The sequence below is a fragment of the Lentimonas sp. CC4 genome, from assembly GCF_902728235.1.
GTDB lineage: Bacteria > Verrucomicrobiota > Verrucomicrobiia > Opitutales > Coraliomargaritaceae > Lentimonas.
Map to the genome: position 1 here is coordinate 1,250,232 of NZ_CACVBO010000001.1, position 14,344 is coordinate 1,264,575.

7 protein-coding genes are annotated in these 14,344 nt (G+C 54.0%); 2 read left to right on the forward strand and 5 right to left on the reverse strand.

Going from position 1 to position 14,344, the window contains the following annotated elements; genetic code table 11:
* The first annotated feature begins 155 nt into the window (after nt 1-155).
* Nucleotides 156-758, forward strand: a complete 603-nt coding sequence (locus GZZ87_RS05500; RefSeq protein ID WP_162025521.1) for a hypothetical protein — start codon at nt 156-158, stop codon at nt 756-758.
* Nucleotides 759-888: 130 nt separating this feature from the next.
* Nucleotides 889-1,827 carry a glycosyltransferase family 2 protein gene (locus GZZ87_RS05505; RefSeq protein ID WP_162025522.1) on the forward strand — a complete coding sequence of 313 codons (939 nt, stop codon included), beginning with the start codon at nt 889-891 and terminating at the stop codon, nt 1,825-1,827.
* 65 nt (nt 1,828-1,892) lie between these two features.
* On the opposite strand, the gene GZZ87_RS05510 is transcribed toward GZZ87_RS05505, so the two are convergent.
* From GZZ87_RS05510 to gltB, 5 genes are all read right to left on the reverse strand, one after another.
* Nucleotides 1,893-2,885, reverse strand: a complete 993-nt coding sequence (locus GZZ87_RS05510) for a substrate-binding domain-containing protein (RefSeq protein ID WP_162025523.1) — start codon at nt 2,883-2,885, stop codon at nt 1,893-1,895.
* A gap of 145 nt (nt 2,886-3,030) precedes the next feature.
* Nucleotides 3,031-7,098 (reverse strand): thrombospondin type 3 repeat-containing protein, encoded by a 4,068-nt coding sequence (locus GZZ87_RS05515; protein ID WP_162025524.1) that lies wholly within the window; start codon nt 7,096-7,098, stop codon nt 3,031-3,033.
* 12 nt (nt 7,099-7,110) lie between these two features.
* The gene (locus tag GZZ87_RS05520) at nt 7,111-7,662 is read right to left on the reverse strand and encodes a hypothetical protein (protein WP_162025525.1); all 552 of its coding nucleotides are present in this window, start codon (nt 7,660-7,662) and stop codon (nt 7,111-7,113) included.
* A 488-nt stretch (nt 7,663-8,150) separates the two neighbouring features.
* Nucleotides 8,151-9,638 (reverse strand): glutamate synthase subunit beta, encoded by a 1,488-nt coding sequence (locus GZZ87_RS05525; RefSeq protein WP_162025526.1) that lies wholly within the window; start codon nt 9,636-9,638, stop codon nt 8,151-8,153.
* A gap of 52 nt (nt 9,639-9,690) precedes the next feature.
* The gene (gltB, locus tag GZZ87_RS05530; RefSeq protein ID WP_162025527.1) at nt 9,691-14,337 is read right to left on the reverse strand and encodes a glutamate synthase large subunit; all 4,647 of its coding nucleotides are present in this window, start codon (nt 14,335-14,337) and stop codon (nt 9,691-9,693) included.
* Nucleotides 14,338-14,344 lie beyond the last annotated feature (7 nt).

The window sequence follows — 14,344 nt, forward strand, 5'->3', positions numbered from 1 at the left end:
TTTAACGTGACGTTGCTAGGGTGTAGGCCTCATTTTTTGTGCTTTTCAAGTGCGTAGAGCTATGCATATAGGCGCGCATGATTCGCTACATACAGGCTACTACTCTTTGCCTACTGTCACTTTTTCCGACAGTAGCAGGAGCGATTGTGTTTAGTTTGGCAGACCAGTCTAACTTAAGTTCAGATGCACAAATTAAGTATTTAGGAGATACGGTGACGCTTACGGGGGCTTATACTGGGGACGGTAAGGTCGCGCGTATTGAGTGGGAGTTGGCGACCGATCCGATTGTAAACACTGTGGTCGAGACGCATGCGCCAAAACAGAATTGGGAGGTCATTGATCAATCACCAGTCGATCTTATTTACAGCGCGCCGAATGATCCGACGCACTATGAGATTTATTTCTACGAGGATCTGGAGGACGCGGATGATACCCATGTCTCCTATACTTTCGGTAGTGCCTTTACGGCAGACCATAAGTTGTCAGTGGGTAGTTCCGGCTTCGTGGGCATGGAGTATATCATGGAGCGCCTCTATGGTGACAATGCGGTGACGTCTTTTTTGAATGACGACGGCTCTTTGTTATTTGAGGCGGCGACGGTTGACCTTGTTTTGGGAGCGAAGGTCGGCAATGCGTTGGAGAATACAATCATTTCGTTGCCTTCCTATCAGGTGACGGTGGTTCCTGAACCGTCGCAATTTGCTGTGATTTTGGCGCTTTTGATCGGCACCTTTGTGCTGACGATACGCCGACGTTAGCCTTTTCTGCCAGCCTGAATGGGTGGGCTGTGGAGTGGGCATTTGACGAGAATCATGACTCAGGTGCTCAAATAAACTAGAAATTGACCCAGTCGCTGTATTCTGGAATTTTTAGAGCTCACCTATCAAAATGTCAGCACCTACCTCACACGCGCAACTTACCAACGTCACGGTTGTGATTCCCGTCAAAAATGAGGCGACGAATCTACCTGTCTGCCTCGGACGGTTGGTGGGCTTCGGCAAAGTCGTGGTGGTGGACTCGGGCAGCACGGATGCGACCTGCGAGCTGGCGCAGGATGCAGGAGCCGAGGTTCTAGTGTTTGAGTGGGATGGCAAATTTCCGAAGAAGCGTAATTGGGTGCTGCAGACCTATACCTTTACCACTGAGTGGGTGTTGTTTCTGGATGCCGACGAGTTCGTATCTGAGGCGTTTAAGGCTGAGCTGGCTGGTGTGTTGCAAAATACCGAGTGCGTCGGGTTCTGGCTGAACTATGAGCGATGGTTCTTGGGCAAGCAACTGAGACACGGGGATGAGTTTAATAAGCTGGCGCTCTTCCGTGTGGGTGCAGGTGCGTATGAACGGATCGAGGAGAATCAGTGGAGCGCGCTAGATATGGAGATCCATGAGCATCCAGTGCTCGAAGGCGCGATCGGTGAGATTCGTGCACCGATTGAGCATAATGAATATCGTGGCCTGCATCACTACATCGCCAAGCATAATGAATATGCGAGCTGGGAAGCTGAGCGCTATCTGCAGCTGACAGGTCAGAGACCTGAGGGCGGAGACCTGAGGGCTGAGGACGGGGATCGGGATGTTCGGTCTTCTGATGGTATCTCAACTCTAAAATCTCAGGTTTCAAGTCTCCACCCTCCGCTCTCAGTCCTCACTCCGAGGCAGCAGAAAAAATATCGTCATCTCGCAAAATGGTGGGCGGCGCCCGTGTATTTCATTCGTGGATACGTCCTGAAAGGCGGCTTTCTGGACGGCGCGGTGGGGTTCCACTTCGCGCTCGGGAAGGCGATTTACTTTTATCAGATCAGGCTGAAAATCCGTGAACGGAGCGCTTAAGTGAAACAGGCATTCCTGCCTGTGCTTCGTGTTGTGGACAGACAGGAATGTCTATTTCACTTAGATTACTTGAGCCACTGCTTCCAGCTTGCGCGGTAAGTTTCGATGTTTCGCCAATCGACGACGCGAGGCGCGTTGTGCTGGATTTGTTCTTCGGGGGATTCCTGCTTGTGGAGCTTGTTGACGAGTGCGGTCATGCTGGACTTGCCCCATTCGTAGTAGGGGTGGACGATGAGCGCATCGACATAGCCTTGGTCGATATACATGAAGGCCGAAGGCGAGGATTGGATGGCGACACAGGGAAACTTGCCTGGCTCCCATGGGAGTGCGGGCATGCCTAAGAGCGGCCAGTCGCCGAGAAAGAGCCAGCCCTTGATCAGATCGTTGCGGTCGGCTTCTTGGGTGGCACGGATCGTCTCAATCGCAGCGCGGTAGTCGGGCGCACATGGCACGACTTTTTCAATGCGGCGGTAGCCGAGGACTTCGCGTGCGCCTGCGAGGCGGTCTTGCATGCCAGCATCAGGGTTGTCGCTCACGAGAATTGCGACGCGGCCTTTGGTGGGAAGTTTTTTGAGAAGTGCTTTGGCGGCGAGACGTCCGGCTTCGACTTCGTCGGCAACGTAGGCAGCGAGTGGCTTGATACCTTCGATCTGGTTCTCGAAAAAGACGACTTCCTGTTCTTGTTCGAGGGCAAATTCGATGGAGGAACGCAGTGCTTCGGGCTCATCTGGGCTGATGATAAAGCCGTCGGCATCTTCGATAAAGAGGCCGGCGAGGGAGGCTTGTTGACTGCCACCTTGCTCGACGTTGGGCGTAAAGACGAGGAGTTCGACGTCGATCGAGTATTGCTCGCTTAGTTCGCGGGCGGCGTGTTGCGCGCCGAGGTGGGTGGCTTGGTAAATGGCATCGCCTTGGTCGCGCCCGACGATGCCGATGCGGTATTCGCCGAGGATTTCACGGTTCTGTGCGTAAGCGCTGAGTGACGACAACAGTAGCGCAGCGGCGGAGAGGGTAACTTTTAAATGACGGATCACTGGGGTGATGATGATTGATAGCAAATTACGATGCGGGTCAGATTGAACCGTTGATGGGCGTTAATAAACGTTAATCTGAGTTCCTGTGCTTTATGTGATGCTTTATGACCGCCATTTATCGGTTTTGTTGCCTGTGCTCGCTCTGAGGCTGGATCTTCTGCTGTAATTGCTAGAAATCGATTTGAAGCCGATAGAACGCTTTCTTTGCGTTCGAGATGGGAAGTGTGACGGTGTCAAAGTCGACTAGATTTGTGTGTGGGTTCACTTCAAGGTTCTCACAGGGGAGCCAGCTCTCGGCTTCGAGTGAAAGTGAGTATTCCAATGCGTAAGCGCCTTGTCGCAGTCCGTTGCGGCGCTGGTTGTAGGCGACTTGTAGCGAGCCGTCGGGCTTTCGTTCGATACGAGGTCGGAGCGCATGGTCGGGGCTCGTCATCGATCCGCCGAAGGCAAACTCTTCAAAGACAGTCAAACCATCCCCATCGATGTCATCGTCCCAGTCGTCCGAACTCGGGCTGGCTCCGTCCATTTGTGATTGATACCATTGCTCGGCAACTCCAATGGATTGGCCGATGAGGGTGCTATCGACGACAGTGAAGTGCGCATCGAAGGTGCCTTGATTGTCGCCATCCACCCGTAACAGGCCGGCATCCCACAGTGATTGATAATAGTCGACAGTCGCGGCACTGCCCATGATCAAGCGACCGCGGCTGCCAGCGACAAAGTTGATATAAGTGCCCTCTATCAGATTGAAGCTCGAAGTGTTTAACTGCACGACGCCATCGCCGATATCAAATTCTAAGACGGCACCGCCGCTATGCCCGGTGCTGATGTCAATGCTGTTGCACGTGATCTGCCCGCCGCTGATCCAGATTCTCCCTGAATCAAACAGCTCGATAGCGCGACTGCTGACCAATTGGAGGGAACCCGCTTCCATGGAGAGCTGTGCATATTGCTTAATCCTCAACACCCGCGAAGAGTTGTAATTATTCACACCGGAGGCTGCGAGGTCGATGCCACCACCGGCAACGCGCACATGTGTATTACCAGTCCATTCGAAGATTGCATCGCCTTCGCGGGTAACGGTGCCGGACTCGATGGTCAGATCGTAATCGTTCACGCTAGAGGGAATCGAGGCATCCACGGTGACATAGCCTTTGCGTCCTTCGTTCGGTAGGCTCAGATACCAGTTTGCCTCTAATTGCAGTGAGCCTCCATCGACCAAGAACTCATTGCGTCCCGGAATGCTGCTCGGGTCGGTCGGGTCGGTGCCCAGGCGCACCTCTGCCTCATCATCAAACCCATCCTCGTCGGAATCGCTCAAGCTGGGATGGGTGCCTAAAGCCAGCTCTTCGTGACCATCGAGTCCATCACCATCATGATCGCGCGATAAGTCGGGCGTATAGACGAGATCGATCCGAAGACCGTCTACTAACTCAGCGCTCCATTGTCCTTCAGTGCTTGATAGTGGCGAATCGGACGCGATCTCCAGTTCGATTTTTTCGGCGCTATAGCCAGTGATTGCGTCGGCCTGTAAGATCTCAAAGCGCTGTGTCGCATTTAGGTCGATTCCAGTGGCTGCGAGCGTGTCGACTGTCGATCCGATTTGGATCGTTAACCGAACTAGTTCACTCGCGGACTCGGTCAGGAAATTACCTTTTTTGTCGATCCAAACATCATCCGGAGTGACGCCATTTAAATCCAATCCACCGCTCACTTGAATGTGATCCCAACCGGATAGGACATTTGAGGCATTGGCTAGCTCCCACTCGTAGGTGGCCAAATTGTCCACAACCACCCCGGCGCTTAGGTGCTGGTTACCTACGTCGCCGACGCGTCCGGGCGAAAGTTTCGAGCCTTGTCGTAAGACGACGGACGTGCCGATCTCACCTACGCCAGATAAGCGGCCAAAGAATCCAGGGTAGTCGAATTGTTTAGTCTCTCCTTGCCGTGTCATGTGCGGTGGAATGATTGCCGATCGCAGCGCAGAATCTCCATTATATTCAAAGGTCGAAAACGGACCAATGTCGATGATGTCCGCAGACAGTTGCCCCTCGGGCTCTACGATGAAATGCGTGCCATACATAATAGAAAGTATGCCATTTAAATAAGCGGGATCATCGCTCTCGCCTTCTAGCGAAAGACTTCCCGAAACGCGGACGGTATCGCCATGTTTGGCGACTAAGCTTCCGCGTCCACTGACGTTGCCACTTAGAAGATATTCGCCGCCTCTCGAAAGGTCCATCAACCAGTGGTCGCGTAAGGTGTTCACGTCTCCTTCATCCGTCCAATCGTATTGGCTAGAAGGTTGATCACCTGTTAATATCATGACGGTGTCTGATTGAGTCACGTCTCCAGCGATGACCAATTGGCCTCGCCCCAGTTTGAAGTAAGTATGAAATTGCTCTCCAATGACGGGATCGCTCATTCGGAGTAAGTTCAAATCGTTTAATAGGATTGGATCTCCCGTTTCACTGTCTGCCCAAAGCGCACTGAAACCTTCCATTGTCATCGAGTCGATCGCGGTGCCTGCATTGAGTGCTAGCTCTGCGCCGCGTCGCACGGTCACGACTGGATTCGCGCCCAAGGCATCGGCGTGTGCCACGGTCAGCATTCCCTGTTGCACCTCAATCTCACCTGTCACCGTATTGCTCCCTGCGAGTGCAATCGTGCCCAGCCCTGTCTTTGTCAGTCCTTGGTTCGAAGTGATCTCGGTCTCAATACGCACGTTGCTGTGCGAAAGCGCGTCCACATTGCCAGAGGACAAAGCCAATGGTTCGCCCGTCAGTTGATAATCGCCTTCGAAATACAGCGCATCCGCTTGCCATGCGCCTGAGGCCACGAAGTCATTGCCCGACCCTGCGGGCGGGAAGTGCGCCCTGAGGCCGCTGGAAGACTGATTGAAGTGGCTCGTGTCGGCGACACTGCTTGACGGCGCCATCAGGGTCGCGTGATCCATCAGAGTCGTCGCACCTGCTGTGGTGATTTGCACGTCCCAGGCGACCACTTGAGTGAAGTCATTCAGATTGCGGCGCAGTAGGTCTTTATCCGCATTGCCAGTGAAGGCGAAGTCGACTGCATCGTCATAGGCATAGGCAGTCACTTTGTAAGTGCTGGCTGCTAGATCGAGCGCTGACAGGTCTAAGATTTCTTGACGATCATAGGCCGTGAGTTCCGTTCCATTAATAAACCAGCGGATGCGGATCACATTCGTCGTCGCCACGTGGACTTCGAGAGCTGCGGGGTCTACGAGCAGTGTGTCGTTGGCAGTGTGGGAGTCTATCGGATCGAAGGCCTTGTGGTAATCGCGAATGATATTATCGATACGATTTTCGCAAGGGGAGGCATTGTCCCTAGACAAATCCATATAGCCGACACGAAAATCTTTTTCTAAAGTGCCTGAGATGTCCAAGCCGACTGGGCCGTGATAATTACTCAGATCCTCGCGTCCTTTTCCGATGTATCCATGCCACTCTCCCCAGAGTCCTCCAGTTGGTTCAAAAGTCGCATTACGGGTGGTGCTGGTGCCTTCCCCGTCGATTAAATGCGATTTCAATTCGCGGACTTTATTGCCGTGCCCGAGTCGATGGTGGGCATGTGTCCCTTCGTGAACCCACGCCCATGCCGTCCCACTGTCTGAAACATACGGGGTTGCTGTGATCTTGGCATTCGCCCAAATACCACTGGCTCCTGCGCCCGTCACGCCCCAGTTAAAATCGCCAATGCCCCAATGTTCCAGCACGGAAGCGTCTCCAGCGGCATTTGCTTTCGCATTGCTATGAAAGGCGCCCGAGTGGGTGCCATGCGCATACATCGGCCAGTCGACACGAATCGAGTTTAGCTTCCAGATCTTAACGAAGGGCGCATAGCGCTCATAGGTATGCTTGAGTAGAATGTTATTCTCGATCTGTTCTCCCGCATCTGCCGAGCGATCAACTCCGCGCACTGTCATGTCCGTCGCAGCTTCGATTCGGAAATTGTAGTCGCTCACGACATCCTCCATCGAGGTGGTCGGCATGGCACCGCGGCCTTCGATGTAGTGAGACACATAGAAGTGATCGAGCCGATTGGAGGACGGCCCAGAACCAGCGACTAATACATAATCAATCTCGTCGACTCGTGTGTTGTAAAGAGTGAGTGCCTCTGTCGATTCTAGAGTGTCCCAGACGATCGGCGTTTGTGCATGTGCCGCACTCGCTAGAATTAGTCCGCATAACGCGGTTTTTGTTTTAAAAGTCATGATCTTAAAGGCTTACTCTTTTGTTTGTTGAGAAGTCAGATCCCAAACAAACTCGGGATGGCTACGAGTGACTTCGAATCGCTTGACTCGGTCTGCTTGCGAACAACGCACCTTGACGGTGCTTTGCTCCGGTGGAAATAAGCCCCATTGAACTGTAATCGCATCCCCACTTGGGGCCTTGGGCAGTCGATACACCAGAGTGATTCGAGCGATACGGATTTCTGCTTCGGGGAGAGCATGGTCTAGGTAGTGTCGTCCCCATGTTTCATTGGGCGCCTCAATGCGTCGCACCTTCGGCGAAACTGGCTTACTGTTTATTTGTAAGGGGCAATCCAGATCAAAGACGCGCGCAATGGTTGGGAAATCTTTTTTAGTTAAGCTGCCGCCCTCCCTGCGTTGGATCGGGTAGAGCATGTCGTAACTGATGTCTGCAACCAAGTGTAGCTCGTCCTCGACTGCTTGATAGTGCACGACCAATAAGTGCTCTGGCGGGTGTGCCCACGCTGCGGAACATAAGAGCAAGCATGCGACGATGACTCTAAGTGGAGTGTTAAATGAGTTCATAGTGAATTGAAAATAGGCAAAATGAGGACCAAGTGATTTGCAGTTAGGGTTAAGCCCCTAACTGCGTCGGGGTGATCAGCCGTAGTCGATAATTTAGCAGGGGAATATGCATTATTTTGTGCGTGATGAGTGCCCACTTCAAAGACACAAGCAATGACAAAGACAATAAAAACTTCGCCCTCTAGGGCGTATGTTTAGGCTCCGCAGCAATCTGCTGCTGCAGTGATTGCATCGGGGGATTTCACCGTTGGAGCTACCACTGCCGAGGGAAATTCAAGATTTGACTGAACGACCTAAGGTTAGGTGTCAGCGTAACCGACACCATGTCTCAGGCATTTACAGAGAACAGTATCGCTTCTACGGCGTAGCGATTTCAGGGGGGGGATGATACAGACAGGAATGTCTGTGTCACGGATCACAAAAAAGCCGCATCGATCAACGATGCGGCTTTCTGAAATGTTTGCGGTGTCTTAGCTTCTAACTCCTTTTTACGGAAGCTTCGTGGTTCCCATTAGGAAACGGTCGCACTCGCGGGCTGCGGCGCGGCCTTCGTTGATCGCCCAAACGATGAGTGACTGTCCGCGGCGCATGTCGCCAGCAGCGAAGACGCCTTCGATGCTGGTGGTGAACTTACCGTATTCAGCCTGCACGTTGGAGCGGGCGTCGAGTTCGAGGCCTAGCTCTTCAGCGATGGTGGCTTCTGGTCCGAGGAAGCCCATTGCGAGGAGGACTAGATCGGCTTCGAGCACGCGTGAGCTGCCTTCGACCTTCTTCGGAATGAAGCGACCGTTGTCGTTGGTCCATTCGATGTCGTGGATGTGCACTGCCTTGACGTTGCCATCGGCATCGCCTGCGAAACGGCTCGAGCTAACCAGGTATTGACGTGGGTCTTCACCTTGGATCGCTTCGGCTTCTTCTTGGCCGTAGTCCATCTTGTAAGTCTTTGGCCATTCTGGCCATGGGTTGTTCGCTGCGCGCTCGGTAGGAGGCTTCGGCATGATCTCAAGCTGCACGACGCTCTTACAACCGTGGCGGAGGGATGTGCCGACGCAGTCAGTGCCGGTGTCGCCACCGCCGATGATCACGACGTTCTTGCCCTTGGCGAGTTCGCTGAACTGCTCGGACTTGCCGTCCTTCACGTCCCAAAGCTCCTTAGTGTTCGGCGCGAGGAACTCCATTGCGTAACGGATGTTGTTAAGCTCGCGGCCTTCGATTGGAAGGTCACGTGGCTTCGTCGCACCGCAGCAAAGCACGACAGAGTCGAAGTCTTCCATGAGTTGCTTGGAGGAAATGTCTACGCCGATTTCGACGCCGCACTTGAGGATGACACCTTCGTCTTCCATCAACTTGACGCGACGAGTCACGACTTGCTTCTCAAGCTTCATGTTGGGGATGCCATACATGAGGAGACCACCTGGGCGGTCTGCACGTTCGAAGAGTGTGACGAGGTGGCCCGCTTTATTGAGCTGATCCGCAGCTGCGAGACCTGCAGGTCCGGAACCGACGACGGCTACCTTCTTGCCTGTGCGCTCAGCAGGGGCTTGTGGCGTGACCCAACCTTCTTGCCAAGCCTTGTCGATAATGGAGCACTCGATGTCCTTAATGGTCACGGCGGGCTCGATGAGACCTAGCACGCAAGAGCCTTCGCACGGAGCGGGGCAGACGCGGCCAGTGAACTCTGGGAAGTTGTTGGTCTTGGAGAGACGCTGATACGCATCCTTCCACTTGCCACGGTAAACGAGGTCGTTGAACTCAGGGATCAGATTGTTGACGGGGCAACCGCTTGCCATGTTGGCGAGGGTCATGCCTGTGTGGCAGTAAGGTGTGCCACAGTCCATGCAACGTGAGCCTTGAGTGCGCACTTTGTCTTCGTCGAAGTGTTCGTGAATTTCGTTCCAGTCCTTGACGCGTTCGAGTGGCGGACGATTAGCAATCGTCTTGCGCTCGAATTCCATAAATCCAGTTGGTTTGCCCATAATTTTAAAGGAGTTAAATAATTTTTAAAGTGTGTGAAAGGTCAGTTGCGGCTTAGTGACCCGCTTTGACGTTTTCTTCGAATGCGGCTTGAATGGCTTCGTCACCAGCTAGGCCGGCAGCTTCCGCGCGTTTGATGGCTTGAAGGACACGTTCGTAGTCCTGTGGCATGATCTTGAGGATCTTGCCAGCAGTGTCTGGCCAGCCATCGAGGATGGATTGACCGTGGACGGAACCTGTGAGTGCTACGTGCTTCTCAATCTTACCCTTTACCAATGCGATCTCTTCGTCTTCGCACTCAATGAGCTGGTAGACGTTGACCATGTCGGGGTTGAGGCTGTTCTTCACGAAATCACCGGCTTCGTCGTAGACGTAAGCCACACCGCCGGACATACCAGCACCGAGGTTACGGCCAGTTGTGCCGAGATTGATCACCATACCGCCAGTCATGTATTCGAGCGCGTGATCGCCGAGACCTTCGACGACGGCTTCGACACCTGAGTTACGAACACAGAAGCGTTCGCCGGCCATACCTGCGATGTAGGCTTCACCCTTGGTTGCGCCGTAGAAGCAGACGTTACCAGTGATGATGTTTTCGCGAGCGACGAATGGAGATTCTGGATCAGGACGAACGACGATCTTCGCGCCGCAGAGACCCTTACCTAGGTAGTCGTTGGTATCACCCGTGACGGTGAATGTCATGCCGAGCGGGCAGAACGCACCGAGACTTTGACCGGCAGAGCCCTTGATGTTGATCTTCAGAGTGTCTTCCGGAAGACCCGCAGCACCATGCTTGCGAGAGATTTCTGCACCAGTGATGGTGCCAACCACACGGTTGGTGTTGATGATCGGAAGGTCGATTTCAACAGGCGTGCCGTCGTTGATCGCAGGCTGAGCCTTTTCGAGGATTTCTGTGACGTCGAGTGAGCGGTCGAGCAGGTGATCCTGGTCCTTGGTGCAGTAAGTGCCGACTTCGGGTCCTACGTTTGGACGGTAGAGGATCTTGCTGTAATCGAGGCCCTTGGCTTTCCAGTGATCGATACCAGCGCGCATTTCGAGCTTATCGACGCGGCCGACCATTTCTTCAATGGTGCGGAAGCCGAACTGTGCCATGACTTCGCGCATTTCTTCGGCGATGAAGTTCATGAAGTTCACAACTGCGTCTGCGCCACCCTTGAACTTCTTACGGAGCTCAAGGTTTTGAGTGGCGATACCGACTGGGCACGTGTTCTTGTGGCAAACACGCATCATCAAGCAACCGAGGGTTACGAGTGGTGCGGTTGCGAAGCCGAACTCTTCAGCGCCGAGCAAACAAGCGATCACGACGTCGCGCCCTGTCTTGAGTTGGCCGTCTGTTTCAACGCGAACACGTGAGCGTAGGTCGTTGAGAAGCAGTGTTTGATTGGTTTCAGCGAGGCCGAGTTCCCATGGAGCACCAGCGTGCTGGATGGAGGAACGAGGCGATGCGCCTGTGCCACCGTCATAACCAGAAACGAGGATGCCGTCCGCCTTGGCCTTCGCAACACCGGCAGCAATCGTGCCGACACCAACCTCGGATACCAGCTTCACGTTGACGCGGGCTTTGACGTTGGAGTTCTTAAGGTCGTGGATCAGCTCAGCCAAATCCTCAATCGAGTAAATGTCGTGGTGAGGCGGAGGAGAGATCAAGCCAACACCTGGAGTGGTGCCGCGTGTCTTAGCGATCTGTGGCAACACCTTGTGGCCAGGTAGCTCGCCACCTTCACCAGGCTTTGCACCTTGCACGATCTTAATTTGAATCTCGTCGGAGTTGACCAAGTAGTTACTGGTGACGCCGAAACGGCCAGATGCCACCTGCTTGATGGAAGAACGGCGGCTGTCGCCGTTTTCATCAGGAGTGAAGCGAGCAGGGTCTTCGCCGCCTTCACCCGTGTTGGACTTGCCGCCGAGACGGTTCATCGCAATGGCGAGGGCTTCGTGTGCTTCCTTAGAAATGGAGCCGTAAGACATCGCACCCGTCTTGAAGCGCTTCACGATCGAGCGTGCAGATTCAACTTCTTCGAGTGGGATCGCTTTCGATTCGTCGAACTTGAAGTCCATGAGGCCACGGATGGTGAACATCTCCTTGGACTGATCGTTGACGATGTTTGAATATTCGGTGAACACCGCACGGTCGCCTTGGCTCGTTGCGAGCTGGAGCTTGTGGATGGTGATCGGGCTGAAGAGGTGACGTTCGCCACCTGCGCGCCATTGGTAGATACCACCTGGGTCGAGGGCTGCTGCCTTCTCGTCGCCGCGTGGACCGAATGCTTTAGTATGACGCATCACCGCTTCTTTCGCGATGGTGTTGAGGCCAATGCCTTCGACGCGCGATGCAGTCTTAGTGAAATACTTGTCGATAACGTTACGGTTGAGGCCGATCGCTTCGAAGATCTGCGCGCCACGGTAGGAAGCGACTGTCGAGATGCCCATCTTCGACATGGTCTTAATCACACCGTTGAGGTTCGCCTTGAGGAAGTTGTAACCAGCTTTTTCTGGAGCCAGGTCCAAGTCGCCACGGTCAATCATGTAACGAACTGATTCGAGCGCGAGGTATGGATTGATGACGTTGGCACCGTAGCCGAGTAGTAATGCGAAGTGATGCACTTCGCGAGGCTCACCGGACTCAAGCACGATGGAGACACGTGTGCGTGTGCCTTGGCGGATCAAGTGGTGGTGGAGTCCTGCAACTGCCAGCAATGCTGGGATTGGAGCCTTCTTCGGTCCGATCTTGCGGTCGGTCAGCACGAGGATGTTGACGCCGTCATTGACTGCGGCATCTGCGTTTTCGAAGAGTTTTTCGAGTGCGGCTTCAAGGCCTTTACCGGAAATGGATGGCTCAGAGATGCTGTTGTGCCCTTCTGCAAGGCCGCCAACTTCAGCTTCGAATGTCATTGGAAGCTTAGCAGACTTGAAGCCGTCTAGCTTGATGTGCTTCAGCTGTGCGAGTTCCTTGTCGCTGATGAGCGGCGACTCGAACTTGATCATGCGGCAGCTGTCAGGGCCAGGGCGAGTGAGGTCACCCTCGGAGCCGATAAACGACACACTGGCTGTGACGAGTTCTTCGCGGATCGGGTCAATCGGAGGATTGGTGACCTGAGCGAAGAGCTGCTTGAAGTAGTTGTAAAGCGTCTGCGACTGATCGGACAGGACGGCGAGTGGCGCGTCATTGCCCATAGAGCCGAGTGGCTGCTTGCCGGTCTCAGCACTCGGGCCGAGGATGAAGCGTGCATCTTCGAATGTGTAACCGAACGCTTTTTGGCGTGTTTCGATGGTCTCGAAGTCATCTGCCTTGAGCTCTGCTGGCTCAGGGAGATCTTCAGACTTAACGAGGTTCTCTTTAAGCCATTCACCGTAAGGTGCTTTCTTGGAGATTTGTTCCTTTACTTCGCCATCCTCGATGATGCAACCGGCTTCCATGTCGATCAGGAACATACGGCCAGGCTCTAGGCGGCCTTTTTTGACGACGTTCTTCGGCTCAACGCCTGCGAGGACGCCGACTTCGGATGCTAGGATGACCTTGTCGTCGGAAGTGACGTAGTAGCGGGAAGGGCGTAGACCATTACGGTCGAGTGTCGCGCCGACCTGAATGCCGTCGGAGAATGCCATGGAGGCTGGGCCATCCCAAGGCTCCATCATGCAAGCGTGGAACTCGTAGAAGTCCTTCTTGAAGTCAGGCATGTTCTTGTGACGCTCCCAAGGTTCTGGGATCATCATCATCATGGCGTGCGCAAGGGTGCGGCCGGAAAGAACGAGGAATTCGAGGCAGTTGTCGAATTTCTGTGAGTCAGAGCCGTCTTCGCGGATGATTGGTAGAAGCTTCTTGAGATCCTCACCGAACACTTCGCTGGCAAGCTGCATTTGACGAGCGTGGAGCCAGTTCTCATTACCGCGGACGGTGTTGATTTCACCATTGTGGCAAAGGTAGCGGAACGGCTGAGCGCGTGGCCAGCTTGGGAATGTATTGGTCGAGAAGCGCGAGTGAGTGAGCGCGAGTGCCGAATCCATTGCCTCGTCAGAGAGGTCTGGGAAATAGGTTTCGAGCTGCTCGGTTGTGAGCATGCCCTTGTAGGTCATTGTGCGGCTAGACAGAGAGCTGATGTAGAACAGTGCGTCTTCATCGTTGCCGCTGTAGCGGGTGCGGTGTGTCGCTAGGCGACGGACGATGTAGAGTTTTCGCTCGAGCTCGAGGCCGGCTTTGATTTCGTTGCGGTTGACGAAAAATTGGCGCATGACAGGCTCGCAGGCCTTGGATGCTTTGCCGAGGATTTCGCTGCGGACGGGCACGTCGCGCCAGCCGATCATGCTCAGGCCTTCTTCGACGACGATGTCTTCGATAATTTGCTCTTCGCTCTTACGCTCTTCTTCGTCTTGAGAGAGGAATGCGAAGCCGACACCGTAGTCGCCTTCGGCCGGAACGTCGAAACCACACTCAGCTTTGCAGACCTTCTTGAAGAAGTTGTGTGGGAGCTGAATGAAGATACCAGCACCATCACCTGTGATCGGATCACAGCCACAACCACCGCGGTGATCGAGGTTCACACAGATTTCCAGCGCACCCTTGACAATGTCGTGGGATTTGCGGCCTTTCATATCGACGATGAGGCCGATTCCGCAGTTTTCGTGTTCGTGTTGCGGATCGTAGAGACCCTGAGCCTTGGGCTGGATGTTTGTGTTTTCCATATTTGTA

Bases quoted from the DNA above. Each gene is read 5' to 3' on its own strand.
- GZZ87_RS05505 (WP_162025522.1), top strand. From the start codon at position 889: ATGTCAGCACCTACCTCACACGCGCAACTTACCAACGTCACGGTTGTG.
- GZZ87_RS05515 (WP_162025524.1), bottom strand. From the start codon at position 7,098: ATGACTTTTAAAACAAAAACCGCGTTATGCGGACTAATTCTAGCGAGT.
- GZZ87_RS05520 (WP_162025525.1), bottom strand. From the start codon at position 7,662: ATGAACTCATTTAACACTCCACTTAGAGTCATCGTCGCATGCTTGCTC.
- GZZ87_RS05525 (WP_162025526.1), bottom strand. From the start codon at position 9,638: ATGGGCAAACCAACTGGATTTATGGAATTCGAGCGCAAGACGATTGCT.
- gltB (WP_162025527.1), bottom strand. From the start codon at position 14,337: ATGGAAAACACAAACATCCAGCCCAAGGCTCAGGGTCTCTACGATCCG.